This is a genomic window from Trichococcus sp. TS_SC_9 (assembly GCF_056156325.1).
Window position 1 is genome coordinate 1,042,345 of the sequence record NZ_CM149591.1, and the last position, 25,989, is coordinate 1,068,333.

At 46.0% G+C, this 25,989-nt stretch carries 26 protein-coding genes and 1 pseudogene; 20 read left to right on the top strand and 7 right to left on the bottom strand.

Translation table 11 applies throughout. The annotated features are described in order from the left end of the window. Positions 1 to 3: 3 nt before the first annotated feature. The 4 genes from cysS to AC0J5I_RS04795 all read left to right on the top strand — a co-directional run bounded on the left by cysS (position 4) and on the right by AC0J5I_RS04795 (position 3,211). Positions 4 to 1,416 carry a cysteine--tRNA ligase gene (gene cysS, locus AC0J5I_RS04780; RefSeq protein ID WP_475304349.1) on the top strand — a complete coding sequence of 471 codons (1,413 nt, stop codon included), beginning with the start codon at positions 4 to 6 and terminating at the stop codon, positions 1,414 to 1,416. Then, positions 1,401 to 1,826, top strand: a complete 426-nt coding sequence (locus tag AC0J5I_RS04785) for a Mini-ribonuclease 3 (protein WP_475304350.1) — start codon at positions 1,401 to 1,403, stop codon at positions 1,824 to 1,826. The genes cysS and AC0J5I_RS04785 overlap by 16 nt, the downstream gene beginning before the upstream one ends. Positions 1,827 to 1,935: 109 nt before the next feature. Beyond that, positions 1,936 to 2,652 carry a 23S rRNA (guanosine(2251)-2'-O)-methyltransferase RlmB gene (rlmB, locus tag AC0J5I_RS04790; protein WP_475305545.1) on the top strand — a complete coding sequence of 239 codons (717 nt, stop codon included), beginning with the start codon at positions 1,936 to 1,938 and terminating at the stop codon, positions 2,650 to 2,652. Positions 2,653 to 2,695: 43 nt separating this feature from the next. Beyond that, positions 2,696 to 3,211, top strand: coding sequence for a YacP-like NYN domain-containing protein (locus AC0J5I_RS04795; RefSeq protein WP_475305550.1), 516 nt, complete (start codon positions 2,696 to 2,698; stop codon positions 3,209 to 3,211). 220 nt (positions 3,212 to 3,431) lie between these two features. Here the strand turns inward: AC0J5I_RS04795 and AC0J5I_RS04800 are convergent, their stop codons facing one another. Both AC0J5I_RS04800 and AC0J5I_RS04805 read right to left on the bottom strand, forming a co-directional pair. After that, positions 3,432 to 4,334 (bottom strand): IS3 family transposase, encoded by a 903-nt coding sequence (locus AC0J5I_RS04800; protein WP_475299478.1) that lies wholly within the window; start codon positions 4,332 to 4,334, stop codon positions 3,432 to 3,434. Then, positions 4,331 to 5,014, bottom strand: coding sequence for a helix-turn-helix domain containing protein (locus AC0J5I_RS04805; protein ID WP_475299477.1), 684 nt, complete (start codon positions 5,012 to 5,014; stop codon positions 4,331 to 4,333). The genes AC0J5I_RS04800 and AC0J5I_RS04805 overlap by 4 nt, the downstream gene beginning before the upstream one ends. Before the next feature lie 431 nt (positions 5,015 to 5,445). Between AC0J5I_RS04805 and AC0J5I_RS04810 the strand changes: the two genes are divergently transcribed. Both AC0J5I_RS04810 and AC0J5I_RS04815 read left to right on the top strand, forming a co-directional pair. After that, a complete protein-coding gene (locus AC0J5I_RS04810; RefSeq protein WP_272162047.1) occupies positions 5,446 to 5,679 on the top strand; it encodes a hypothetical protein in 234 nt (77 codons plus the stop codon). Beyond that, positions 5,660 to 5,971 carry a YbjQ family protein gene (locus tag AC0J5I_RS04815; RefSeq protein ID WP_106450418.1) on the top strand — a complete coding sequence of 104 codons (312 nt, stop codon included), beginning with the start codon at positions 5,660 to 5,662 and terminating at the stop codon, positions 5,969 to 5,971. Before AC0J5I_RS04810 ends, AC0J5I_RS04815 begins: the two co-directional genes overlap by 20 nt. Positions 5,972 to 6,395: 424 nt before the next feature. Here AC0J5I_RS04815 and AC0J5I_RS04820 read toward each other — a convergent pair whose 3' ends face one another. Beyond that, positions 6,396 to 7,547 (bottom strand): MFS transporter, encoded by a 1,152-nt coding sequence (locus tag AC0J5I_RS04820; protein WP_475304351.1) that lies wholly within the window; start codon positions 7,545 to 7,547, stop codon positions 6,396 to 6,398. Between the two features lie 628 nt (positions 7,548 to 8,175). On the opposite strand from AC0J5I_RS04820, the gene AC0J5I_RS04825 reads away from it, so the two are divergent. Both AC0J5I_RS04825 and AC0J5I_RS04830 read left to right on the top strand, forming a co-directional pair. Next, positions 8,176 to 9,522 carry a PTS sugar transporter subunit IIC gene (locus AC0J5I_RS04825; RefSeq protein ID WP_475304352.1) on the top strand — a complete coding sequence of 449 codons (1,347 nt, stop codon included), beginning with the start codon at positions 8,176 to 8,178 and terminating at the stop codon, positions 9,520 to 9,522. A gap of 45 nt (positions 9,523 to 9,567) precedes the next feature. Further along, on the top strand, positions 9,568 to 10,302 hold the full coding sequence (locus tag AC0J5I_RS04830; protein WP_475304353.1) for an alpha/beta hydrolase: 735 nt from the start codon (positions 9,568 to 9,570) through the stop codon (positions 10,300 to 10,302). A 23-nt stretch (positions 10,303 to 10,325) separates the two neighbouring features. On the opposite strand, the gene tnpB is transcribed toward AC0J5I_RS04830, so the two are convergent. Beyond that, on the bottom strand, positions 10,326 to 11,480 hold the full coding sequence (tnpB, locus tag AC0J5I_RS04835) for an IS200/IS605 family element RNA-guided endonuclease TnpB (RefSeq protein ID WP_475304354.1): 1,155 nt from the start codon (positions 11,478 to 11,480) through the stop codon (positions 10,326 to 10,328). Positions 11,481 to 11,685: 205 nt separating this feature from the next. Here tnpB and AC0J5I_RS04840 point away from each other — a divergent pair, with 205 nt between their 5' ends. The 5 genes from AC0J5I_RS04840 to AC0J5I_RS04860 all read left to right on the top strand — a co-directional run bounded on the left by AC0J5I_RS04840 (position 11,686) and on the right by AC0J5I_RS04860 (position 16,150). Further along, positions 11,686 to 13,152, top strand: a complete 1,467-nt coding sequence (locus AC0J5I_RS04840; RefSeq protein WP_475304355.1) for a glycoside hydrolase family 1 protein — start codon at positions 11,686 to 11,688, stop codon at positions 13,150 to 13,152. 32 nt (positions 13,153 to 13,184) lie between these two features. Further along, positions 13,185 to 14,030, top strand: coding sequence for an AraC family transcriptional regulator (locus AC0J5I_RS04845; RefSeq protein ID WP_475304356.1), 846 nt, complete (start codon positions 13,185 to 13,187; stop codon positions 14,028 to 14,030). A gap of 38 nt (positions 14,031 to 14,068) precedes the next feature. After that, on the top strand, positions 14,069 to 14,830 hold the full coding sequence (locus tag AC0J5I_RS04850; protein ID WP_475304357.1) for a ChbG/HpnK family deacetylase: 762 nt from the start codon (positions 14,069 to 14,071) through the stop codon (positions 14,828 to 14,830). A 14-nt stretch (positions 14,831 to 14,844) separates the two neighbouring features. Continuing rightward, positions 14,845 to 15,144 (top strand): PTS sugar transporter subunit IIB, encoded by a 300-nt coding sequence (locus tag AC0J5I_RS04855; protein ID WP_475304358.1) that lies wholly within the window; start codon positions 14,845 to 14,847, stop codon positions 15,142 to 15,144. Between the two features lie 103 nt (positions 15,145 to 15,247). After that, the gene (locus tag AC0J5I_RS04860) at positions 15,248 to 16,150 is read left to right on the top strand and encodes an ROK family protein (protein ID WP_475304359.1); all 903 of its coding nucleotides are present in this window, start codon (positions 15,248 to 15,250) and stop codon (positions 16,148 to 16,150) included. Between the two features lie 259 nt (positions 16,151 to 16,409). Here AC0J5I_RS04860 and AC0J5I_RS04865 read toward each other — a convergent pair whose 3' ends face one another. Together AC0J5I_RS04865 and AC0J5I_RS04870 are read right to left on the bottom strand one after the other, a co-directional pair. Beyond that, positions 16,410 to 17,453, bottom strand: a complete 1,044-nt coding sequence (locus tag AC0J5I_RS04865) for a sensor histidine kinase (RefSeq protein ID WP_475304360.1) — start codon at positions 17,451 to 17,453, stop codon at positions 16,410 to 16,412. Then, the gene (locus AC0J5I_RS04870) at positions 17,437 to 18,135 is read right to left on the bottom strand and encodes a response regulator transcription factor (RefSeq protein ID WP_475304361.1); all 699 of its coding nucleotides are present in this window, start codon (positions 18,133 to 18,135) and stop codon (positions 17,437 to 17,439) included. The genes AC0J5I_RS04865 and AC0J5I_RS04870 overlap by 17 nt, the downstream gene beginning before the upstream one ends. A 157-nt stretch (positions 18,136 to 18,292) precedes the next feature. On the opposite strand from AC0J5I_RS04870, the gene AC0J5I_RS04875 reads away from it, so the two are divergent. The 5 genes from AC0J5I_RS04875 (at position 18,293) to AC0J5I_RS04895 (ending at position 23,083) form a co-directional block, all read left to right on the top strand. Next, positions 18,293 to 19,117: an SDR family oxidoreductase gene (locus tag AC0J5I_RS04875; protein ID WP_475304362.1), complete on the top strand. Its 825-nt coding sequence runs from the start codon at positions 18,293 to 18,295 to the stop codon at positions 19,115 to 19,117. Positions 19,118 to 19,140: 23 nt separating this feature from the next. After that, positions 19,141 to 20,172 (top strand): NAD-dependent epimerase/dehydratase family protein, encoded by a 1,032-nt coding sequence (locus tag AC0J5I_RS04880; protein WP_475304363.1) that lies wholly within the window; start codon positions 19,141 to 19,143, stop codon positions 20,170 to 20,172. A 186-nt stretch (positions 20,173 to 20,358) separates the two neighbouring features. Next, positions 20,359 to 21,030, top strand: a complete 672-nt coding sequence (locus tag AC0J5I_RS04885; protein WP_475304364.1) for a response regulator transcription factor — start codon at positions 20,359 to 20,361, stop codon at positions 21,028 to 21,030. 29 nt (positions 21,031 to 21,059) lie between these two features. After that, on the top strand, positions 21,060 to 21,755 hold the full coding sequence (locus AC0J5I_RS04890) for a hypothetical protein (protein WP_475304365.1): 696 nt from the start codon (positions 21,060 to 21,062) through the stop codon (positions 21,753 to 21,755). A 254-nt stretch (positions 21,756 to 22,009) separates the two neighbouring features. Next, positions 22,010 to 23,083 carry a HAMP domain-containing sensor histidine kinase gene (locus tag AC0J5I_RS04895; protein ID WP_475304366.1) on the top strand — a complete coding sequence of 358 codons (1,074 nt, stop codon included), beginning with the start codon at positions 22,010 to 22,012 and terminating at the stop codon, positions 23,081 to 23,083. Between the two features lie 38 nt (positions 23,084 to 23,121). Here the strand turns inward: AC0J5I_RS04895 and AC0J5I_RS04900 are convergent, their stop codons facing one another. After that, positions 23,122 to 23,976 carry an aldo/keto reductase gene (locus AC0J5I_RS04900; RefSeq protein ID WP_475304367.1) on the bottom strand — a complete coding sequence of 285 codons (855 nt, stop codon included), beginning with the start codon at positions 23,974 to 23,976 and terminating at the stop codon, positions 23,122 to 23,124. A gap of 335 nt (positions 23,977 to 24,311) precedes the next feature. Between AC0J5I_RS04900 and AC0J5I_RS04905 the strand changes: the two are divergent. Both AC0J5I_RS04905 and AC0J5I_RS04910 read left to right on the top strand, forming a co-directional pair. Further along, positions 24,312 to 25,124: pseudogene (locus AC0J5I_RS04905) on the top strand (transketolase-like TK C-terminal-containing protein); the annotation flags it as partial. 95 nt (positions 25,125 to 25,219) lie between these two features. Continuing rightward, the gene (locus AC0J5I_RS04910) at positions 25,220 to 25,936 is read left to right on the top strand and encodes an HAD family hydrolase (protein ID WP_475304368.1); all 717 of its coding nucleotides are present in this window, start codon (positions 25,220 to 25,222) and stop codon (positions 25,934 to 25,936) included. The last annotated feature ends 53 nt before the right edge of the window (positions 25,937 to 25,989 follow it).

The window sequence follows — 25,989 nt, forward strand, 5'->3', positions numbered from 1 at the left end:
GCAATGTTAAAAATCTACAATACCCTGACGCGCGAAAAAGAAGAGTTCCAACCGATCCAAAAGAATAAGGTGGGCATGTACGTCTGTGGTCCGACCGTCTACAATTATATCCACATCGGCAACGCGCGCAGCACCGTTGCCTTCGATACCGTCCGCCGCTACTTGGAATACCGCGGCTATGAAGTGAATTTCGTTTCGAACTTCACCGACGTGGATGACAAAATCATCCGTGCGGCAAAAGAGCTAGGCATTTCCGCGAAAGAAGTCGCCGAAAAGTTCATCGCGGCCTTCTATGAAGATACCGCGGCGCTGCATGTCGAAAAAGCGACGCTGAATCCACGCGTGATGGAAAACATCCCGGAAATTATCGCCTTCATCGGCGAATTGATCGAAAAAGACTATGCCTATGCGGCTGATGGGGACGTCTATTACCGCACAGGCAAGTTCAAGGATTACGGCAAACTGAGCGATCAATCGATCAAGGACCTGATCGTCGGCGCCAGCGAACGCTTGGATGCGGAAGAGAACGTCAAGAAAGAAGACCAGCTCGATTTCGCGCTTTGGAAAGAAGCGAAGCCGGATGAAGTTTCCTGGGAATCGCCTTGGGGTCCGGGACGCCCGGGCTGGCACATCGAATGCTCCGTGATGGCGACCAAATATTTGGGCGACACCATCGATATACACGGCGGCGGCCATGACCTGACTTTCCCGCATCACGAAAACGAAATCGCCCAGAGCGAAGCCAAAACCGGCAAAACTTTCGCGAACTACTGGATGCACAACGGCTTCGTCACGATCGGCGAAGATGCTGAAAAGATGAGTAAGTCGCTCGGCAACTTCGTGACGGTGCATGATATCCTGAAAGAAGTCGATCCGCAAGTCTTGCGTTTCTTCCTCGGAACAGCGCATTATCGCCGTCCTGTAAAGTACAGCGATAAAGCCATCGAAGAAGCCAAAATCAACCTGGATAAGGTCAAGATTGCCTATCAGAATGCCCATTATCGCCTGCAGGATGCCGTTGCGGCACTGCCTGAAGATGCGGAAAAACTGGCTTTGTTCCAGAATCTGCAGGAACAGTTCGTTACCGAAATGGACGATGATTTCCAGGCGGACAACGCCATGTCGGTCGTTTACCAGTTCGCCAAGGAATTGAACATCTACGCGGAAGGCGACGTCGTTTCCGAAGCGGTCATCACCAAAGCACTTGCTTTGTACAAAGCGATGGTCGGCGTCTTCGGCGTCGTGCTGGAGGAAGAGGCTTTGTTGGATGATGACATCCAAACGCTGATCGATGAACGGACACAAGCCCGGACAGACAAAAATTTCGCCCGCAGTGATGAAATCCGTGATTACCTGAAGGATCAGGGCATCATCCTGGATGACACTTCGCAGGGTACCAGATGGAGAAGAGTATAGTGACAGAACACAATTGGAGCTTATTGAATGGTCTTGCCTTGGCCTATGTCGGCGATGCCGCTTATGAGACCTATATCAGAACACATTTATTAGAAAAAGGGCACACCAAACCCAACCAGCTCCACCGTCGGGCGACTTTTTTCGTTTCGGCTAAAGCCCAAGCGAAGCTGATGCACGCGTTGCTTGCGAAAGAGGGCTTCCTGAGCGAAGAAGAAGTGGACATGTACCGTCGCGGCCGCAACAGCAAGAGCCATACGATCGCCAAAAATGCGGACGTAACGACCTACCGCATCGCGACCGGATTCGAGTCGTTGATGGGCTATCTGCATCTTTCCGGACAAGTGGCGCGATTGGAAGAGTTGATCCGTTGGTGTATCCAAGAAGTCGAGGAAAACAATTATGAAAAATAAACCGAACCGCGCGTTCAAAGATACCCGCACTGCCCCGAAAAAAGGCAGACCGGAACCAAAACGACGCGATGACGCAGAAAAAGAAATACCCGAAAATGAAGACTTCGTGATGGGACGCCACCCGGTACTGGAATTGCTGCGCTCCGATCGCGATGTCAACAAACTGTTCATCCAAGATGGACTGGGCGGAGAAAAATTGGGCGACATCATCAAGCTGGCGAAGGACCGCAAAATCCAGATCCAAGCAGTGCCGAAGTCCAAGCTGGACACGTTGTCCGACAATGCCGTCCATCAGGGCATCATCGCCGCTACGGCCGCTTTCCAGTATGCCGTGCTTGATGATCTGTTCGAAGCGGCTGCCGCCAAGAACGAAGATCCTTTCTTCATCATCCTCGATGGTGTCGAAGATCCGCATAACCTGGGTTCCGTGCTGCGTACCGCGGATGCCTGCGGTGCCCACGGAGTCATCATTCCGAAGCGCCGCGCTGTCGGCTTGACGGCGACCGTCGCCAAAGCATCGACTGGCGCGATCGAGCATGTACCGGTCGTGCGCGTCACTAACCTGCACCGCACCGTTGAAGAACTGAAGGAACGCGGTGTCTGGATCTATGCCACCGATATGTCCGGGCAGGATTACCGCCAGTGGGATACAACATTGCCGCTTGCCATGATCATCGGCAATGAAGGCAAAGGTATTTCCCGCCTGTTGAAGGAATCCGCGGACGGCTTGTTGACCATCCCGATGGTCGGCCATGTCCAAAGCCTGAACGCCGGCGTCGCAGCCGGACTGATGATGTACGAAGTTTTCCGCAAACGCCACATTTGATCTGCAGCGTCTGCTTACCAGAAGAAGCGAGGTGAAGGCCATGTTGAAGAAAGAAATCTTGATAGTGGACGGCTACAATATGATCGGCGCCTGGCCGGAACTGGTCAAGCTGAAGAACCAGGACCTCATCGAAGAGGCCAGGGATCAACTGCTGCAGGCGCTGTCCGATTATCAAAGCTATGAAGGGAATGAAGTCTGGTGCGTCTTCGACGCCCAGTTCGTTCCCGGAATCACGAAAGAATACTCCAAATATCGCGTGAAGGTCATCTTCACCGCCCAAGGGGAGACCGCTGACACCTACATCGAAGGCGTCGTCAAAAAACTGCGCAATGTGTTGACCGAAGTCTACGTCGCCACCAGCGACTTGGCCGAACAGCAGCTCGTCTTTTCCAAAGGCGCCCAGCGCATCTCCGCCAACGAACTCTACAAGGACATCAAACGCTCCAAAAAAGCCTTGGAGGGTGAAAGCCGCCGCTTCCGCGACCAACGCCAGCGCGGCACTTGGTCTGATGACCAACTGGAGATCCTACGGGAGATCTATAAGGATATGGTGGAGTGAAGGCAACCTGATAGTGAACACAAATAAGAGGCCGTCTCGTTTAATTGTGGTATGCCACCCGTCAATAGGACAGTAAAATATTTAAACAGTTTTACAGACTGCTCCCCGTAATGTGGGGGCAGTTTTTTTGCATATATATATCTGCCGCGCTTACGCTTGGCGGCCCACACGTTTTATGAGCGAAGCACAACCCGCTCCCCTCACAAAACGTGAGGGGTCATTAGGCTGCCTCGAAATACTGGTCATGGAACTCCATCGGAGTCATGATATGCAGCTTTCTTTGAATGCGTCTATTATTGTAATATTCCATATAGTTGTGAATCATATCAATCAAAGAGGAACGACTCGTAAATTTGCGACGGTAATATTTTTCACGCTTGATGAGCGCCCAAAACCCTTCCATAGGGCCATTGTCAATACAACGAGCGACACGGGACATGCTTTGTATCATACCAGCCTCGCTTAAACGCGCACAGAATTGCTTACTTGTATATTGAAATCCGCGGTCACTGTGGAACAACGGCTGAGCTTCTGGCTCATTTTGTATGGCTGCATCAAAAGTCTGGAGGACTAGCGGCATATCGTTTTGATCACTGATTATGTATGCGACAATTCGACGGTCATAAAGATCCAAAATGGCACTCAAATATACTTTCTTGATTGCCGGTCCTTCGTAATACTTGAATTCGGTCACATCGGTCAACCATTTTTCATTTGGTGCGTCTGCACGAAAGTTCCGGTTGAGGCGATTTTCGGCGATATGATACGGATTCTGTGCACCTTTGGTGATGCTATTCGCACGATGTTTGATTCGGGATTGGATTTGTTGACTACGGCATAACCGAAGGGCGCGGTTGTCACTGATGATCATGCCATGGGTATATTCCAACTCATCGCGTATCCGACGATGACCCATATCGTCATGTTCTTCATGGATCTGTTTTGCCACTTCAGCGATTTGGTTGTTGCGAATTTCCCTTGGACTTTGTGGTTGCTCAAGCCAGCGGTAATAAGCGGAGCGTGTCACATGTAAGATTTCGCACATAACTTGCACCGGATAACCTTTTTCTGTATGGAATTGCTTGATGGTTTCGTACTCAGCTTGTTTTCTTATTTCGCTCAACGATTCCTCCTTTCTAATTCTTGGAATTTTTTTGTTACATCAAGTTCCATTTTTAGACGTTGATTTTCGCGTTTTAAACGTGCTAATTCGTCTTGAAGTAATTCCTCGGGAGTCCGGCTGGGCATTGTCCCTTTCCTGCGCCCACGGCGGTCTTCCAACCCTGCTTCTCCCAATTCCGCATATCTCTTTACCCATTGATAGACGTTTTGATAGGAGACTTGATATTTTATAGCCATAGCACCATAATCTTTTCCATTCTCTAAACAGTCCAACACAATTTTTAAACGCTCATCTATGGTTGTTATCCGACCTTTGCTCATAGTACTTCCTCCACTGGTTGTTTTGAAGTCTTTATGAGTATTATAATCCTTTAGCCAGTTCTGCAGTGGCGTTTTGCTCCGCAAACCATATTTTTTGGCGATTTCAATCATGCTGCCCAGGCCGTTCAGATAGTCCGTGACGGCTGCCAACTTTAACTCCTTGGAGTAATGACTGTTCTTCTTTACCGGTAAAAGGGCCGATGGACCGCCGTTCTCATAAAGTCTAATCCAATTGCGAATGGTCTCTTGAGATACTCCAGCGTTCTGTGCTGCCCTTGATATACCGATTTCATTTCTCACATATTGCTCGACAATGTTGACTCTGTTTTCGACAGATAATTTCATAGCTCTTTTAGACATAGAAAAAACCCCCATATAAGACTTGAAATAATTCAATGTCCTATATAGAGGTAGCATATCATTGCGAGGCGGCCTCTTATTTGTGGAATTGAGTTTACAATAGCGGCCCCGAAAGCTGACCTCAACTCCGGAGAAGGGACCACCCACCGGAGTCAGTACCCCGCAATAAGCCGTAACTTCTGTGAAGGCGATGTCATCGGAGTATAAAAGCAAAATATGGGGTAAACTCCGGCCACAACGTGGGAAATTCTATTTGGCATAGTCGTATATCTGGGAAAGGGGAAATGAGAGGTACGCATGCAGAATTACAGGAACTGCCGATGACACCCTGTAACAGAAGCTGCATATGTTGGATATGTTCGCTTTGGGTAAGGTATACTGTATAGAGGATTTAAATAATTTTTCGAAGATGCAGAAAGTGGGTAATGCTATTGAAAAAACAAACGAAAAAAATGATTGCCCCAATAGTGATTACAGTTTTAGTTATTTCCTATTTCATGTTCTACATGTGGCTGGGACTTGCTAGTTCAGGTGACATCCCTTTGCTGATGAAAATACTACTGATCGTTGTCCCCAGCGGATTAATTGTGCTAATGGTGTACCTGTTAATTGAAAGAGTGAATGAAATCAAGGAGGATGATGACGATGATCTTAGTAAATACTGATTATATAAGCGGAAAAGAATTTGAAATGTTAGGACTAGTTAAGGGAAGTACGATTCAGTCGAAAAACTTAGGGCGCGATATTTCACAAGGGCTTAAAACGCTAATTGGCGGAGAGCTCAAAGCCTATAACGAAATGATGAATGAGGCCAGGGCTATAGCAACAAAGCGGATGGTTGACGAAGCGACTGCATTAGAGGCGGATGCAGTTGTAAACATTCGGTATGCTTCCTCTGCAATCATGCAAGGCGCAGCTGAAGTGATCGCATATGGAACCGCTGTTAAATTTAAATAAAAACAGCATAGGAACGTATATTTTGGGTAATCATGCCGAAGGAGTTATCAACTTCCTCTACAGGTCACTTTCAGCAACGCAAATGACAGCGTTCATTTGCGTTCTTTTTTGATGGCGTTCGACAATTTCTACCAAGGCGCCCTCTCCCCGCGCCTCCGAACGCAACAAACGGGGGTGTTGCGTTAAGAAATAGGGCACTGGGCGGGGCAAATAATCGAATATACCTCCACGATTCGACAATTTTGGACGACCAATCTCCAGATGCACACTCTGAAGCAAAAAATAGTGAGCACCACATCGGCTTACGCTGCTTAAAGGATTTTGAAGAATAGCCAAAAAGGCAGGAACTTACCCGGTTGCGGGAAGTTCCTGCCTTTTTCAGCAGTTTTTTGAGTCTGGTTCTCCAAAATTTGTCAAACCAATCTCAAGGATATTTCTTCATCGAAACCAGTTGGATCAGGACAATCGCCAAGCTGGTCAGCAGGGCGACAAAAACAATGCTCTGGATGCCGCTGAAGGTGATGACGATGGCGGCCAGACTGGATCCTATCGCGCCGCCCAACTGGATCAAAGAGCTGTTGATGCTGATCATAAAGCTTGATCTGTTTCCGGTCGCTTGGGCGATACCGGTGTTGAGCTGGAGGCCGGTGAACCAGGCGCTCATCAGCCACCCGATGGCGAAGAGCACGCTTAACCATTTGACCGGTTGGAATACAAGGATCAGCAACATCGCTGCCGTTTGGAGCGCGGCCCCCAGCATCAACGACTTGGCGTATCCGATAGCATCCGATACATGCCCGCCGATCAGATTACCCGTGAAACTGGCGATACCAAGCACAACCAATACCAAGCTCATCATCGGTTCGATGGAAGGGAAGAGCAGCAGCAAGTAAGGTGTGACATACGTGTAGAACGCGCCGTAGCCCATAAACATGGCCAACGTAAAGGCAAGCAGCAATAAGGTTTTTCCGTCCTTGAAAAACTGCAGCTCGTTTTTCAGATTCAGCTTTGTGGATGCGTGATCCGCTTTCGGCAAATATTTCATGAAATAGACGAGAGACAACAGCATCATGCCATTCAATATCCAAAAAATGCTGCGCCAATCCAGGATGGAGGACAAGGCGCGCGTCAACGGAATGCCGATGACAAGCGCCAAGGAACTCCCCATGAAGTAGAAAGCCATGGAGCGGCCCTGTCTTTCTTTTGGGGAAAGCGACACGACCGTCGAAACGGCCAGCACACCATAGCTGTTGGCGGAAATCCCCATGAGGAGCCGGATAATCAGCATCTGCATAAAACTTTGGGCATAGATAAGCGCGAAGGTCATCAGAATTGTTGCAAACAACATGATTTTCAGCATCCTGCTGCGTTCGATCTTCCGGAACAGAATCAAGGTAATGGGCACCCCAAATGCAGCCCCATAGGAATACATTGTGTTCAACAGACCGGAATCGGCCACCGTGATGCCCAGCGAAAGGGCGACCTTGTCCAAAATGCCGCTGAACACAAAAGCCGTCATAGCAAGCACAAAGCTCATCACAGTGAAGACCGGCAAAGTAAGATTTATTTTTTTCATTTTGTACTCCTTTATAATAGGGGATTTTTATGTTGATAAAAGTGTGTCTGAATTTATTAGCGCTTACATGATTAAGGAAAGAAGATTCTGTTATGCCTACTTTCTTCCCACAGAATCCGAATCTTAATGTATTATACATGTTAACCTTGACTTTAAGTCAAGCCTTAATAAAGTCAGTGGGAAAACAGCTAAGATCATCACACATTACTTGGATGAAAGCCTGTCGGGATGCGAAAGATCAGTATCTAATGCACTAAAACTGGTTTGAGGAAACCGTAAAAGATGGAGTACCAAGTAGCCAAAGTATTGCTGAACACAGGGCCTTACGCATACACGAGAGAATCAGATAGGGTACATGTGATTCCGATTGCGATGCTGGGCGTATAAGAATGTAAGCAGAAATGCACACTAAACCTATTTGGAGTTTAGTGTGCATTTTTTAAGCTTCCTGATAGACCGCTTACGCCATTGCTCAAATGAAAAGTCGAAGCGACATTAAAAAAAGAACATAAATTAGCAGAAAATGGTCAATTGATAAGATGAGCTAAGTGCTATACTGAACGAGTGTAAAAGAAAGCGCTTAAAAGTCGACGTAAGCGTAAAAAATAGAAATTTGGAGGTTGTTCAAATGAGTTTCTTTGATAAATTTCAAACAGGTTTAGAAAAAATTGTTGGACCCATTGCGACAAAAGTCGGAGAAAACAAGTTTATCATTGCATTAACTGAAGGTTTTATGCTTACGATGCCAATTACTTTAGGGGTTGCGCTGATTGCAGTATTAACCAATTTCCCAATACCAGCTTGGGTAAGTTTTTTACAAAATGCGGGATTGTATGATGTAGGGAACCAAATAATCACATTAACATTATCCTTATTAGCAGTTTACGTAGTAGGAGCTATTGGTTATCGATACACAGTCAATGAAGGCGAGCATGGTATGACCGGGGCGTTATTATCTTTGGCATCATTTATTGCGCTTATGCCAGTTGAAAACCTTACTAAAGCTGATGGATCCCCAATAACTGCAATAGCAACTGAAAAAATGGGAAGCCAAGGGATCCTTGTTGCAATTCTGATTGGCTTGTTCATTCCATGGTTGTATGTGAAATTAACAAGAAAGAAACTTGTATTAAAATTACCTGAATCCGTACCACCAAATGTAAGTCAATCCATGGCACCAACTTTTGTGGCAATGATCATCTTTTCTTTGATATTCTTTATTAAATATGTAACGGGGCTAACACCTTACGGCAATGTTTTTACAATGATCACAACTATTGTTGCTGAACCGATTTCTGCTTTTGGTGCAACCCCAATTGCCTTGATCGTGGTATTTACACTAATGAATCTCTTCTGGTTCTTTGGGGTCCATCCAAATACAATCTTAATGGTTTATATGCCTATCTTAATGATGGCTGGTATTTCGAATCAAGAAGCATTCCTTGCAGGAAAAGAATTGCCATTTTATGCATTTGCCATTGTTGGGTCTGCCGTTCAAATCGGGGGAGCTGGAAATACATTAGGTTTATGTATTGCTACACTGTTTGGTAAATCAGAAAAATATAAAGCAATGAGAAAATTAGTGATTCCAGCCAACATTTTCAATATCAATGAACCGATTATTTTTGGTTTTCCTTTGATGCTGAATCCGCTCTATTTTGTTCCGATGGTGTTGTCTCCTTTAGTTTCAGGTTTGTTTGCAATGTTTTATATGAACCTTCTTGATATTAATGTGAACCCAACCGTTTCAATGCCTTGGGTAACGCCAGGTTTCGTGACGACATTCTTCACAGGAGGATTTTCATTAGCTCTATTGTGGTTCTTATGCCTATTTATCCATTTTGTAATGTATCTGCCTTTCTTCTTGATGGATGACAGAAGAGCAATCCAAGAAGAACGCGAACAAACCCAATCCCAAACCCAATCTCAAGACCAAACCCAAAGCCAAAATCAAACCCAAACCCAAGCATTCTAAGCTGAAAAGGTTTGAAGACAGAATGATAAATGGAGATGAAGCTTTATGGCAAAAATTCAATGTAATGTGATCTCGTATGTGCTTAAAAGAACAGTGGACGTAACCATAATTTTACCGACTATTTCTATACCAGAAGCTATTCAAAATAAAGGTGAGCTGCATCATGAATATCCATTGAAATATCCAGTTCTCTATCTACTGCATGGTTATGGAAATAATCATGCGCAATGGACAGGATATTCTAATGTTGAATTATATGCAGAGGAAAGAAAAATTGCAGTGGTGATGTTTTCAGGAGAAAATAAAGCCTATCTTTCGAATGAAAACGATGATTTTGAGAAATTTATTGAAGACGAGCTTCCAGAGTTCATCACAAATACGTTCCCTATTTCCAAACGGAAAGAGGACACTTATATTGCAGGCTTATCCATGGGTGGATTTGGTGCCTTATACAATGGACTGAAGCGACCCGATTTATATCAAGCCATCGGTGCATTCTCACCGGCGCTGCGCATGCAGGGCGTGGCGGTTGATTTATTTGATATTGTGGAAGATCTGGATGCTGCGCAACCCATTTACCTTGCATGTGGCGAAAATGACTTTTTATATGAAGATAATGTCAAATTTGCCCAAAAATTAAAGGAAAAGAATTTTGAACATACTTGGACCTTGGCGCCAAATTATCAACATGAATGGCGTTTTTGGAATGAATATATCGAAAAATTCTTAGATTGGCTTCCGAGGACTGACGGCTATAAAGATGTAAGAAGACCAGTTTGAACTACTCCCACCTACGCATTTGCTTAGAGGTGGGAGATTCCTGCGGTTAGAAGTCTCAAGGCTTCATTCATGATATTGATGCTTGCGTTCAGATCCCGGTCGTGGTGGGCATGGCACTTCGGGCACGCCCATTCCCGGACCGCGAGATTCTTCACGTCTTTGTTTTGGTATCCGCAGCAGGAACAGAGTTGACTGGACAGAAAGTTTCGGGCGACCGCTACGATCTGTTTGCCGTACCAGCCTGCTTTGTATTCCAGCATGGACCGGAATTGAGACCAACTGGCTTCGCTGATGGCTTTCGCCAAATTGGGATTCCTGATCAGGTTGGTTACATGCAGATCCTCGATGCCGATGATGTCGTGGTTTTTGACGATTTCGGTCGATATTTTCTGCAGGTAATCGGTTCTGGCGTTGCGAATCTGTTCGTGGATTCGGGCTACTTTGACGCGCTGCTTTTGGTAGTTTTTTGATTCGGACAATTTTCGTCCGTCCTTTTTTGCTTGCCTTGCCCTCCTGGAAAGGATTTTTTGTTCCTTAGCGAGTTTCTGTTCCAGTTTGTGAAAAACTCGCGGGTTCTCATGGACGGTATTGTCTGAAACTACGGCGAAATCCTTCAACCCGACATCGACACCGCAAGCGGAACCCGTTTTCGGCAGTTCCTGGACAGCGGTTTCGACCAAAAGGGAAATGAAATATTTCCCAGAAGGGTTTCGTCGGATGGTGGCGTTCAGTATCCTGCCTGCCACTTCTTTGGACTTGGCGAATTTGACCAGCCCCAATTTGGGCAGTTTCAGTTTGTTGCCCACGATGGCGATGTTGCTGTTCGTCAGTTTGGTTGTGTAGGATTGGACGGGGTTGCTTTTGGTTTTGAAGCGCGGCGCACGGTTCTGCTTTTTGAAAAAACGATCGAAAGAAGCGCTGAGGTTCCGCAGTGCGGACTGCAGCGCGATGCTGTCGACTTCCTGCAGCCAGAGCGTCTCTGTTTCCTTTTTCAGCAACGTCAACTGGGCGGAACAGGCACAGTAATTCAAACCTAATCCCGTCTGTTCATAGGTTTTGTTCCATTCGGACAGAAAATGGTTGAACACGAAACGGGAGCAGCCGATGGTCTTCCCGATCAGGATGCGTTGTTGTTGATTGGGGTAGATCCGAAACTTGTAGGCTTTATGGATCATCATTGTCATTCACCTTCTTATACCATCCATTGTACGCGAACGTAAGTTCTGTATCGAGCGGGAGGGCCTTCGTTAGCAACAAGAATTTTTCAAAAAAAATAGGCTAATGCCTACCGACATTCATCTCCCGCCTACTCGTTGGGCTGCGTCCGGTTCACTCCTTGAGGCGGGAGTCTTCTGTCGGAAAAAGATAAAGGAGTGTTGAAAAGTGGGATTTCCTAAAGATTTTTTATGGGGCGGCGCAACCGCTGCCAATCAATATGAGGGTGGCTATTTAAGTGGCGGTAAAGGCTTAGCGACTTCTGATTTTATCACTGCAGGAAGTATGACAGAACCTCGTATGATTGTGATTGAGCTTGAAAATGGTGAAAGAAAAGCCATCAACCGTTTTGAGGATGTTCCAAGTGGAGCAAGGGTAGTTATTGATGAGCAATTATATTATCCTAGTCATACAGCAACTGATTTTTACAATCATTATGAAGAGGATATTAAGCTGTTTGCCGAAATGGGCTTTAAGGGATTCAGGATGTCGATGACCTGGTCAAGAATTTTTCCAAATGGTGATGATGCAACTCCTAATGAAGAAGGCCTAGCCTTTTATGATAAAATCTTTGACTTATGCAGGGCTTATGGGGTTGAACCAATCGTCACCTTAAATCATTTTGATTTGCCAAATCATTTGGCTGTCACGTATCAAGGGTGGTTGGATCGCAGAACAATTGATTTCTTTGCCAACTATTGTAAAGTCGTTTTTGATCGTTACAAGGATAAAGTCAAATATTGGATGACTTTCAATGAAATCAATTTCTTACGTGATTACAGTACCTTGGGCATTACGGATGCATCCAATTTGACGAAGCAAAATCAAGCAATTTACCATCTATTGTTGGGCAGCGCAAAGGGTGTAGCGATTGGGCATGCCATCAATCCGGAATTTAAGATAGGCTTAATGATCGCCAATATTTTATTCTATCCAGAAACATGCAATCCAAACGATTCGATTCGTATGATGGAATTGGAAAGAGGCTTTAAGGATTTCTATTACGATGTCCAATGTCGTGGCGCTTATCCAAACTATAAACTCAAGGAATTGGAAAGAGATCATGTAGAACTAAAGAGAGTCCCAGGAGACGATGAGATTCTTAAAAATGGAACAGTCGACTTTATTGGTTTTAGTTATTATAATTCTACTGTGGTCAGTACCAGCGCCGAGTCTGAACAAGCAGGCGGTAATCAATTTGGAGCAGCAAAGAATCCATATTTGGAAGCGTCTGAATGGGGATGGCCAATTGATCCATCAGGTTTACGTTTGGTCTTGAACCGATTATATGATAAATACCAGCTGCCATTGATGATTGTCGAAAACGGTCTTGGGGCGATAGACAAAGTGGAAGAAGACGGCAGCATCCATGATGATTACCGGATTGATTATTTAAGAAAACACATTACAGAAATGAAAAAAGCTGTAGAAATTGATGGTGTCGAGCTGTGGGGCTATACGCCATGGGGTTGCATCGATCTCATTTCAGCCGGTACAGGGGAAATGAAAAAACGGTATGGCTTCATCCATGTGGATCTGGATGATGAAGGAAAAGGGACTTTGAAGCGGAGAAAGAAAGACTCATTCGAATGGTATCGTAAAGTGATCGCATCGAATGGGGAAGAGTTGTCCTAGTCCCAATTGACGAATGAGGTGTTTCCATGCGGATGATTTTTGATAACGAATACGAGGATTTAAAAGCGAGTGTGATCCGGAGAACCGATCCGAATAAACACTGCCTATTAGTAGAGCAAGCAGGCACCAATTTAAGTCAAAGTATTATTGAAACGCATTGGCATGAATGGCTGGAAGTCACTTATATCATCGAAGGGTCCATGCAAGTTCAGTTTCCGAATGGACAATTAGAGGTCAACGAAGGACAAGTTGCTTTGATCGGTATGCAAACACTGCACAAGATTACCGGGGATACAGGGAAATATCACTTCAAATGTTTGCATATCAACTTCGGTTTAATTTCTCAATACGTAAATCCTTCAGTCTTGATGGACAAAGTAGTCCTTATCAAAAATACAGAATACTTTATCAAGGTTCTCGAAAATATTGATGCATTGATGGATTTGGACAATGTTGTTTCAAATATTCGCTATCAAAGCAATCTGTTGGAATTGCTGGCAATCGGTGTTGAAGAAGTTGAAAATGCTTCAGAAATGGATTCTCCGAGAGGGCCGATAGATTTCTTTTCCAAAATACTCTTTTATCTGGGTGAGCATTATCAAAATAATTTGTCGTTGGAACAGGTCGCGAAGCATTTTGGTTATTCCTCGCAACACTTGTCGCTGATGTTCAAAAAACAACTTGGCATCAACTATAAAGCGTACTTGACTCGGATCAGATTAGAAAAGGTAAAATTTCTGCTGGTGAATACTGATAATAGGTTATTGGAAATCGCATTGGACAGTGGTTTTACATCCGAACATTCATTAATTAAAAATTTTAAGAAAACGTACCAACAGACACCTACAGAATATCGTCGGGAAAATCGGATAGGATGAAATAATCTGAGAGTGACATTCTTTATGGAGATGATTGCATGCCAAAGTTAATTTTACGAGCGGATGATTTAGGAATCAGTGAAGGGGTAAATTACGGCATCTATAAAGCTGTGAGCGATGGGGCAATTTCTTGTGTTGGATTAATGTCCAACATGCCTGCAGCAGAACATGGCTATAAACTAGTGGAAAAGATTTGTACTTGTATAGGATTACACCTTAATATTTGCTTAGGAGAACCTGTAGCTGACCCCTCTAAAATCCCATCTTTAGTGAACGAAGAGGGGTCACTCTATACGAGTCGTGAAATAAACCAGAGAAAGAAAGATACAGCAGACTTAGAAGAATGTGTGATTGAGATTAAAGCACAAATTCATCGATTTGAACAAATCACAGGCAAAGAACCGGATTATGTCGATGGTCATGCTATCATGTCGCCTGCATTTTTTCAGGCAATAAAGGCAGTCGCCGAAGAACAACACTTATTTTTTTCGATGCCTTCATTCGATAAAAAATGGGAAAACGACAATGAAATATACGGATTGGAATTCTTGACCTTCAATGAAAAAGGTCTCTACAATCCCAGAGAATACTTTGAACGTAATCTAGCAAAAATGAACGCCCAGTATTGTTCCATTGCGGTTTTTCATCCAGGGTTTTTAGATCAATTTATCCTGGACCACTCTTCCTATACGTTCATACGTCCAATGGAATGCGAATTCCTGTGCAGTGAGTGGCTGAAAAATTGGATCGATCAAAATAATATTAAAATTGTTGATTTCAATAATTATAAGGGTGTTTAATGGAGGAATAACCGATGAAAAAAATAGTATTGTTATGTGCAGCAGGAATGTCCACAAGTTTATTGGTTAAGAAAATGGAGCAAGCAGCGAAGGAAGACAGTTTTGAGGTGAAGATTGAAGCGCACTCTGTTTCAGGTTTCAAAGATCATACAGCAGGTGCAGATGTAGTCTTGCTGGGACCGCAAGTGCGTTTTCAATTAGCAAAAATCAAAAGCGGGGTAGACTGTCCGGTTGAAGCGATTGATGTAATGGCATATGGTCGTATGGACGGAAAAACAGTCATGCAACGTGCAAAGCAATTGATGGGTGAATAATCCTATAAGAATCAATAGTGGCATCATCAAATCAGAGACAAAATAACATTACGAAGAGTTGCAAACAAATCTGAGTTTGTGACTCTTTTTTAGGAGAATTGAAATGGCAATACGTGAATATTTTACAATTGATATTGGAGGTACTTATATTAAGTATGCCATTGTGGATGAAGAATTTGAGCTGAAGCATCAGGATAAGGTGTCCACACCAAAAAGTAAAGAAATGTTGCTAGAAACGCTTTATGGTCTGATTGGCCAATATCCCGAATTGTCTGGGGTTGCGATTTGTTGTCCCGGAAAGGTGACATCAGATGGAACAGTCTACTATGGCGGCGCGTTAACGTTTATGCATGAAACGCCTTTAGCTTCGTTGCTCACAACAAAATTCGCGATTCCTTGTTCGGTAATAAATGATGGCAAGGCAGCGGCATTGGCTGAACACGCAAAAGGCAATCTAAGAGGCGTGGCAAATGGTGCTGCTGTAATCCTTGGAAGCGGCGTTGGTGGGGGAATCATCCTGAATAATAGCCTATTGATGGGCGCCAATGATCAGGCCGGAGAATTCAGTTTCATCAATGCGAATATTGATACGCGCCCAATAACGGGTCAGATGGTGGGGAGAAAACTGTCAGCAGTATATTTTGTGAATGAATGTAGCCGATTGTTAGCGTTAGAGAATCCCGATGATGGCCAAACAGTCTTTCGCGAAATTGGGAATGGATCTGACGAAAGGGTTGTGTCTTTGTTCAAAGATTACTGTCGAAAGGTTGCATCATTGATCATGAATGTTCAGGCAACCTTGGATATCGAAAAAGTAGTAATTGGTGGCGGAATCAGCTCTCAGCCTATCTTAGTTGAAACGATTCAAAAACAATACGATCAATTAATTGAAGAAATGGGCTTCTTCGGTGAAATGCTGCATAAAGTAGACATTGAAGTTTGCGCCTACTCAAACAGCGCAAACCTGATCGGCGCACTTTCGTATTTTAAAACAGTACATTCCTGAAGTAATGAACCGATACAGTTGAATGAAAGAAAAAAACGACACGTGTTCGTTTGCGGCTGCATTTTCCGGCGAGCATGCTCTTGATCAGCCTGCTGTCTTCAGCTTAGATAATGAGACCACCTTGCGATGTTGGGTGTATAATTGATTGATATGAGAAAAACACGTATTACTTATAGTGAAATAGGAATCAAAAAAAGCACGAGTCCGTGTCTTTTTTGATTCCTATTTTTGCAATTGTAACGTTCATATATCTTTGTGCTTATCTGCCCATTTCGTCAGGCAGGAAAACCGTAAACGTGCTCCCGCTATCCTTCTCGCTTTCGACCGCAATCTGGCCCTTCGCCAGAGAAACGATCCGGCTGACGATAGCCAGCCCCAGTCCCAAGCCCCGGCCATTGTCGTTCGGATCGCTTTGGAAATACTTGTTGAAGATGTTGGCTATTTCGTTCGAGGTCATGCCGATGCCGGAATCGCGGAAGGAAACACTGATCCGGCTTTTTTCCTGCTTCCCGGAAATGACGATGGTGCCGCCTGTGGGTGTGTATTTGATGGCATTGTTGAGAAGATTTATCCATACTTGCTGCATCAGTTCCGCATTTCCGAAATACGACAGTTCAGAGAGCTCGAGTTCCACTTGGATGTTCTTTTCGGTCCATTGCGGGGAGAGGAGGATGGCGACTTGCTTGAGTTGTTCATCCAAAGAATAAGTCTGTTTATCCACGATGATCTGCTGCGATTCCAAGGAGGAGAGCAGCAGGGAGTCCGTGGACAGGGCAGCCAGTCGCTTCGATTCCGCTAGGATGATTTCCAAATATTGCCGCTCGTCTTCCGGGCTGAGGTTGCCCCTGAGAATGAGGTCGGCGAATCCGCTGATTGAGGCGATCGGCGTTTTGAATTCATGCGAAAATTTGTTGATGAACTCATTCCGGAGCGTCTCCACACCGGCGAGCTCCTCCGTCATTTTGTTGAAATCCTGGAATATCGTTTGGAAAGGCCCGTTTGCTGCATCCAATTTGTAGCGGTAATTCCCGGAAGAGACTGCTTTGATGGCGTTCATCAATTTGCTGGTGTTCTCGTTCATTCTTTTTGAAAAGAAATAAAAAATGGTCCCTGTCACAACCGCCATCGGAAAAACCATGCCGATTCCGATGATGGGGTCAGTAGGTACTGCTGGTGAAGTGATCAGATCATAGAACACGACGACCAATAAGGAAGCCATGACGGATGTGACAACGATGATCAGTGCCTGCATGATCAGCCAGTGCGTGAGCGGACTATCTTCTTTTCTATGCCTGTTTCTCATCTTTGCCGACCTCCGCCATGATCATCGCCTTGTAGCCCAAGCCCTTCGCGGTGATCAGCTGGAATACCTCAAATGATTTGCATTTGTTCCGCAAACGATTCATGTGCGTTTTGATCGTATCCTCGCTGCTTTCGGAATCGAAACCCCAGATTTCATCCAACAGCTGATTGCGGGTGAAAATCTGCCCGGGATACGAAAGCAGTTTGAACAGCAGCTCGAATTCCTTCTTCGGCAAGGAAAGGCTCGTACCCTTGTCGGAAAGGGTATAGGTCGCCGAATCCACCGTCACATCGCCGAGGATGATCTTTTGCTCGGCGGAAATGTGCGCGCGCCGCAGCAAAGCTTCGATCCGCAACAGCAACTCCTCGTAGATGACCGGCTTCGTCAGATAATCATCCGCACCGGTCTTGAACCCTTCCCGCTTATCCATGATCGTCTGTTTCGCCGTCAGCAGCAAGACCGGGAACTGGAAGCCGTCCTGGCGCAGTTCCTTCAGCAGTTCGATTCCATCCATTTTCGGCATCATGATGTCCGCTATGAGCAGGTCGACGTGCTGCGATTCGATGATCGCAAGGGCTTCTTCCCCGTTATCCGCCGCCACTACCGTATAGTAGGGCTTCAACTGCGCGCGGATCAACAGCTGAAGATTTTTTTCGTCCTCCGCCACTAAAATTGTTGCCATATGCTTTCCTCCCAATCAAAAGTTTTCATTATCTTATATCACTCATTCTAAACGTTCCAAGTAAATTCATTGTAACAAATCCCGAAGAAATTAGAATTGTTTACTTTGCTGTTACGTGGGCATTATAAACTTAGGTCATCGAAAGGGAGGTGCTTCCGTGGAAAAGGTATATGTCATCACTGGCGGCGGCAGCGGAATGGGTTTGGCCACCGCAAAGGTAATCGGGGACTACGGAAAAGTGGTTCTGGTCGGAAGGAACGAAAAGAAACTGCTGCAAGCTAAAAAAGAGCTGGATTTTTTTGATATGGATGTCGCCACATTTGCTTGCGATATTTCCGATAAACAATCGGTCGAGGCTTTGGCGGATTTTTCGCAAGGGCTCGGAAAGGTGCAGGGCGTACTGCATGCGGCCGGGATGTCCCCGCATATGGGGGAAGCTGAGACGATTATGGCCGCCAATGCGCTGGGGACATTGCACATCCATAATGCCTTCATCGACGTCATTGAAGCGGGCGGCTGCCTGATTGATGTCTCCTCAATGTCGGCCTACCTCACACCAAAGATTGTGATGCCGAGGCGGCTCTACAAACGTGCGCTGGATGATGAAGTGTTGTTCATGGAAAAAATGCTGCACTGGCTGAAGCTGTTCCCGAAAAAGGTCAGGAGCGGCGTGGCCTACGGCATATCCAAGCATTTCGTCATCTGGTTGGCCAAACAGGATGCCTCCCGTTTCGGAGAAAAAGGCGTTCGAGTCTTATCCGTCACCCCAGGGAATTTCGAAACACCGATGGGGGAACTGGAAGCCGAAGAGGCCCAGACCTATCTCAAATACAATGCCATCAAACGTCTGGGGAAAGTGGACGAAATCGCCCAACTTTTCGCAGCCTGTCTCGATGAACGCATGGGCTACCTGACCGGCACGGATATCGTGTGCGACGGCGGCTGCATCGCCTCAGGAGTAGGACCATTCACAAGAAAATAACAAACTAAAAAGGTGGAGCAAAGATGAAAAAGAAACTGTTTTTATTGACCGGTGCTGCAGGGTTGTTGGGAAGCAACATTTCAAGACAATTGATCGAACAAGGGGAAGACGTCCGTGCGTTGGTGTTGAACGGCGATCCGGCCCTCCCCAATGTGCCGGCCGATGTGGAGGTCGTGCTCGGAGATATTACGGTGGAAGCGGACCTCGATCGCTTTTTCGATACAGGTGACCGCGAACTGTATGTCATCCATTGCGCCAGCATCGTGACCGTCAGCGGGGATTACAATCCGAAGGTGCATGAAGTCAATGTCGGCGGAACCGAGAATATGTTGAAGAAAGCCTTCGAAAAGAAAGTCAAAAAATTCGTCTATGTCAGTTCGACCAGTGCCATACCAGAATTGCCGAAGGGACAGGAAATCGAAGAAGTCCGCTCTTTTTCGTCGAAAGGCATCGTCGGTTTCTACGGTCAAACCAAAGCGGAGGCAAGCCAATTGGTGTTGGTTGCGGTGGAAAAAGGGTTGGATGCTTCCATCGTCTTCCCTTCCGGAATCTGCGGTCCGAATGACTTCGCTTACGGACCCGTCAGTTCATTCGTGATCGACTATGTCGCGGGGGAAATGAAAGCCGGTGTAGAAGGCTCCTTCAATGCCGTCGATGTCCGCGATTTGGCGGCAGGGTGTATCGCTTGTGCCCGCAAAGGCCGCAGAGGCGAATCCTACATCATGAGCAACGAACTCGTCACGATGCGGGAGATGTTCGATCTGTTGTCGGAATTGAGCGGCGCCAAGAACGTCAAGACGATCTTGCCGGCGTCTATTGCCAAAATTTTGGGAAAAACTTCCGACATGATCGGCCGTTTGACCAACAGCCACCCGAGAATGACGTCCTTCGCGGTCTACAACATGCTGCGGAACAACCATTTTTCTTCCAAAAAAGCGGAGATGGAGTTGGGCTACAAAGTACGCCCGTTCCGGGATACTATGCGGGATGAGATCCTCTGGCTGCAAGCGGAAGGGAAGATCATGAAGACCGATATGGAGACAGCGAAAGCCTAGTGTGGGTCCCCAGCTCCGGCGAGACAGGGGTTCGCCGGAGCTGGGGGGGTAATCACAGTTGTTCCTCCGGGGAGCCGGCTCTCATCGGAGCTGGGGCCCCTGACTGGGTTCTGTCCTCCGACGAGACCACCTCTCACCGGAGTTCCCGCTCGATTTTCGATCAAGACTATCTCAGGAGATGAACAGATGACAAAAGTGTTAGTGGTGGAAGATGACCTGAAATTAAACCAGATCGTATGCACATATCTCTCCGAATACGGTTTTACGGTAAAAGGGTGCCTGAACCCCAATGAAGCCTATGATTTGATGTATGGCGAACTTTACGATCTCGTCATCTCCGACATCATGATGCCGTTTGTGGACGGATTCGAATTTGCAAAAACGATCCGTTCGCTTAATAAAACAATCCCGATCCTGTTCATGACCGCAAGGGATGACATCGTCTCCAAGCAAAAAGGTTTCCGGGCTGGAATCGATGACTATATGGTGAAACCGGTTGATCTGAACGAACTGGTGCTGCGGGTGGAAGCTTTGTTGCGGCGGGCGAACATCATGGGCGAGCGGAAAGTGGTGGTGGGCAATCTCGTGCTGGATGCCGGTGCTATGACGGCCAGTCTGGATGAAGTGGGGATTCCTGTGACGGTCCGCGAATTCGACATCCTGTTCAAATTATTGTCCTATCCCAATAAGACCTTTTCGCGTGCCAAGCTGATGGATGAATTCTGGGGCTTGGAGAGTCAGACCAGTCTACGGGCTGTTGATGTCTACATCACCAAACTGAGGGATAAGTTTTCCGCCTGTGTTTCTTTCCAGATCACGACTGTCCATGGTATCGGCTACAAGGCAGTGTTGGAATAAGCGCGGACAAGCACAAAGGAGGAGGTGCCGTGTGGGGAAATAGCGAGAAGCAAGCGAGACTGTTTTTTGACCAAATCATTCCAAATCGCCAACGAATCGTTGGGCACCTAAACGAGTATCGGTGCTTCTTCCCCTACATGACTCTTCTGAAAGATATGCTGTTTGTCTTGGCGAAGGCACTGATGAGCCTGTTATCGCTATCGGGTTTCATGCTGGCCAATGCACTGTGCAGCTCGGGAAGGGGTATCGCCCGCTTTGTTGCGCTACAGATGCCTGAGCAGGATTGGACGAGCAAAAGGAAGAGTTATCGGCAAGTGGGGATCATCATCTCTGCAGCCAGTAGCTGTTATATCCTTTATTCTGCGCGCTTGTTTTATGGGGAAAACACCAGAATCTATCCATTGAACCTGGCCATTCTGATTGCCCTGTATACGTTCATCCTGTTTGGGATCAACATGCGGGGAGCGGTAAAACTGCGCTACAGCCAAGCCTTGGAAGCAAAAGCCCTACGTGGCATCAGTCTATCGTCTAATTTGCTCTACTTTTCGCTCACGCAAACGGCGATTATGTCCGTAGCTCATGAAGGGGACTGCACTGCGAGCAGCGCCACTGCAGGTATATTATTTGGAGCTTTGGCCTGTCTTATCGGCCTTCGTATCATAAAGGACAGTTACTTATGGAACTCTGGGGATAAAAAAATCCTGATTAAAAGTAACACTTTCTAAACATTTCCTCAGCAAATCAGCAACAAAACTAGCGTATGCTTGGATGTGTGAGAATAAAGAAATGAAGCCTTGATGGGAGGTGATCACATGGATCCGAAAGTATTATTTGTTTTAGTGGCTGCGGCAGCAGTCGGAGTAGGTGCTGTCATCAAAAAACGCAAAAGTTAAGAAAGCGTCAGCGAGAAACCTTTACGCCAGGCCGATTGTGAGCCGGGCGAGGGGTTTCTTTTCTTCAGATAGAAAGGGGAGTCGGAATGAGAAAAAACAAAAAGGAACCGAGCGTCGATCTGCGGGTCAAGCGCAAGCTGAGTTATTGGTACGGCTTTCTCGTCATCTTTTGGGTATTAATTGCATTGGCTGTCGCGCAGGCGCTTATTTACAACACCTATGTCGGGATCAATCACATGCCGTTGTACTACGTTCTGTCGATGGTGGGCTTCTGGGCAGTCGTCACGCTGGTGATCATCAGCATCATTTTTTACCAAAAAAAATATTATTTCGACAAACCGATGAGGGCCTTGAGCCAAGCCGCCAAAACCGTCGCGGAAGGGGATTTCACCGTCTACATTGCGCCGTACCACAAACAGGACAAGTATGACTACATCGACGTCATGTTCGAGGATTTCAACAAGATGGTGGAGGAACTGGGCAGCATCCAGACACTGAAGAACGATATCGTCGGCAACGTCTCCCACGAAATGAAGACTCCGCTCTCGGTGATCCAGAGTTATGCGATGGCCCTTCAGAAAGCGGAACTATCGCCGGACTATGCCCAAGAATACATCGCCACCATCGTGGAAGCATCGAGGAAACTGGACTCGCTAATCACAAATGTTCTCCAGTTGAACAAATTAGAGAATCAGGAAATCATCCTGGATATCGAACAGCTGGACTTTTCCAGACAGTTGGCGGAAGCCATCCTCAAATACGAAATCATCATCGAACAGAAGCAGCTTGAACTGGAAATCGAGCTGGAAGAGAACATTCTTATCGCTTCAAACAGCAGTATGCTGGATATCGTGTGGAATAATATCCTCTCCAACGCCATCAAATTCTCCGATCCGAACGGAAAGATCAGCATCAAACAGACTTCTGACCAGAAGAAGGTCTACGTCCAGATCACCGACACCGGTTGCGGCATGACCCAAGCAACTCTCAACAGCCTCTTCGAAAAATTCTACCAAGGCGATCCCTCCCGTTCATCCGAAGGCAACGGCCTCGGCATGGCCCTGGTCCTGCGCGTCGTGAATCTGTTGAAAGGCTCCATCACCGTTGAGACCACGCTGGGGGAAGGGACGAAGATGAGGGTGGAGTTGCCGAGGGGGTAGCGAATAAAAAGAGGCAAGTTTCATTTTTTGAAAACTTGTTATGCTTGTTTATCGTAGTTTATGCGTGTCAGCAAAAACAGACGGTGCATCCATTTTGGCATATTGAAGAAGCGTTTACCTTTGTCAATTTGGGAGATTTGCTCCAAGTCAGCTGCTGTCAGTTCAAAATCAAAAATATCCAGATTACTGTCTATGTGAGCCGGATTTTTAGAGCCTGGAATGACAATATTTCCTGTTTGAACATGCCAATGCAAGATGATTTGAACAACGGATTTATTGTATTTACTTGCCAATTCGGTAAAGATGGGTTCGGCAAGCAAGTCTTTATCAGCTGAGCCAATTGGATACCAAGCTTCAAGCGCAATATTGTCCTTAGCGAGTTTTGCTTTTAAATCTTTTTGTTGGAAATAAGGATGGCATTCCACCTGCACAACAGCAGGTTTGATGGTTCCTTCAGCCAGCACCTTATCCAACTCAGGTCCGGTAAAGTTAGAAAGACCAATAGCCTTAATCTTTCCAGTTTTTACAGCCTCTTCCATAGCTTTCCAAGCGCCTAGATAATCGCCTACTGGTTGGTGTAAAAGCATGAGATCAAGGTAATCAACGCCTAAACGGTTCAGGGTATCCTCAATTGCTTGCTTCGCTTTTTCATATTTATATTCTGTCGGCCAGATTTTAGAGGTCAGGAAAATCTCGCTTCGATCGATGCCTGATTTTTTGATAGCCCGACCTACAGCTTTTTCATTCATGTATATATTTGCCGTATCAATTAATTGATAACCGTTTTTCAAGGCATATTCCACGGAACGTTCTGCATCTGTTGGACGGATCCGATACGTTCCGATCCCAAGGGTTGGAATAATCTCATTATTATTTAAAGTTGTATATCGCATTGTTTCCTCCTTATTTAGTAAAAGCGCTGCTATTTTTCAAAAAAAGCGGGAGCATATTGTAAATGTATTCTTGAAAGTAAAAATTGGTCTTTTGCCCATCTCCTTCACCTAGTTTAACACTTTCGCAGTAACGAACAGCATCGTAAGCCTATCCGAGTTCCTCACATTTTATATGTATCAAAATCAGTGGCTACTCGTGTATAGGTTTCGGCAGCTAATTTCCAGCCATCCTCAGTCTTTGTGAAGACTTCTGAGATGACAAAAGGATTTTGTACTTCATTTCCCCCTATAACCGCGGTTAAGAGAAGTTTTTTGAAATTAATAGTGGTGCAGCCGATTTTGAGCCGAAACAGTATGCAGGACGCAATATCTGGTTCGGTGTGCGCGAGTTCGCCATGGCCGCCGCTATGAATGGAATCCAATTGCATGGCGGAACAAAAGTTTACGGCGGAACATTTTTCGTATTCCTCGACTATCTGAAAGCGGCCGTGCGTCTGAGTGCCATCCAAAAAGTCCCGGTTACCTACGTAATGACCCCTGATTCCGTGGCGGTCGGGGAGGATGGTCCTACCCATGAACCGATCGAACAATTGGCAAGCCTACGCTGCGTGCCGAATGTCCATGTCATTAGACCGGCCGATGGAAATGAGACAGTCGCGGCCTGGAAAATTGCGATGCAGTCCAAGGAGACACCTACAGTCTTGGTGCTGAGCCGACAAAACCTGCCGGTCATTCCTCAAACGAAGGAACTGACTGAGGCCGGTGTCGCAAAAGGCGGCTACGTCCTCTCCAAACAACAGGGCGAAAAACCGGAAGGCATTCTGATCGCAACCGGATCGGAAGTAAATCTTGCGATCAAAGCCCAGAACAGTCTGCGGGAACAAGGAAAGGACGTCTCTGTCGTGTCCGTCCCAAGCTTCGATCTGTTCAACCGCCAGTCGCCGGAATATAAAGAATCCGTGTTGCCGAAAGACATGAAGAAGCACGTTTCGCTTGAAATGGGCTCCAGCTTCGGTTGGGAATGCTACGTAGGGGATCATGGTGCTATGATTGCAATCGATACATTTGGAGCCAGCGCACCTGGTGAGACGGTCATCAGAGAATACGGATTTACTGTCGAGCGCGTCGTATCTGTTTTTAACGCATTGCAGAAAAACGAAAGGGATAAGACTCGATGGAGTTTTGTCCCTTTTTGTTCTATTGTTAGGATAAATGAATTACACAATAGGGGAGGAGCACCACGATGGTGACAACATTCATATTCGATGTCGATGATACACTGTACGACCAATTGGAACCATTCAGACGGGCTTTTCAAAAGCATTTTAGCCAGTTGGAGGATGAAGTGAAGATAGAAGAACTGTATAAGCTGAGCAGAAAATACAGCGATGAGGCTTTTGAATCGACGGGCTATGAAATCACAAACATGAGAAAGATGCACATTTACCGCATCTCAAAGGCATTCGAGGAGCTGGGCATCCGGATAACCGAAGCGGAGGCGCTGAGTTTCCAACTGGACTACGAAACATTTCAGAATGAAATCAAACTGATCGAAGAATTTCCGCAGATTTTTGAATTGCTGCTCCACAGAGGCGCCAAGATTGGCATCATCACAAACGGTGCCAACGACAACCAACTCAGGAAAATCAATCAATTGGGTCTCGAAAAATGGATCGCTCCCGAAAATATGCTGGTTTCGGAAGGAGCCGGCGTCGCCAAACCAAGTAAAGAAATCTTCGAAGCAATGGAAAGAAGAATGGGTTTCTCGAAAAACGACGTATATTACATTGGGGACAATTTCGACAATGACGTAATTGGGGCAACGGCTGCGGGCTGGAAGACAATCTGGGTGAATTTCCGGAACCACAAAAGAACCGCCCAGGAAGTTTCAGCAACTTGTGTGGTGCAAACGCCTCAGGAATTGTTGCGGTTGGTGGAGGAACTTACGAGAGGATTGTAGGTTGTTTAGGTGACTGATAACACTGCCACGCACTGGCTCAATCAAATGATGGG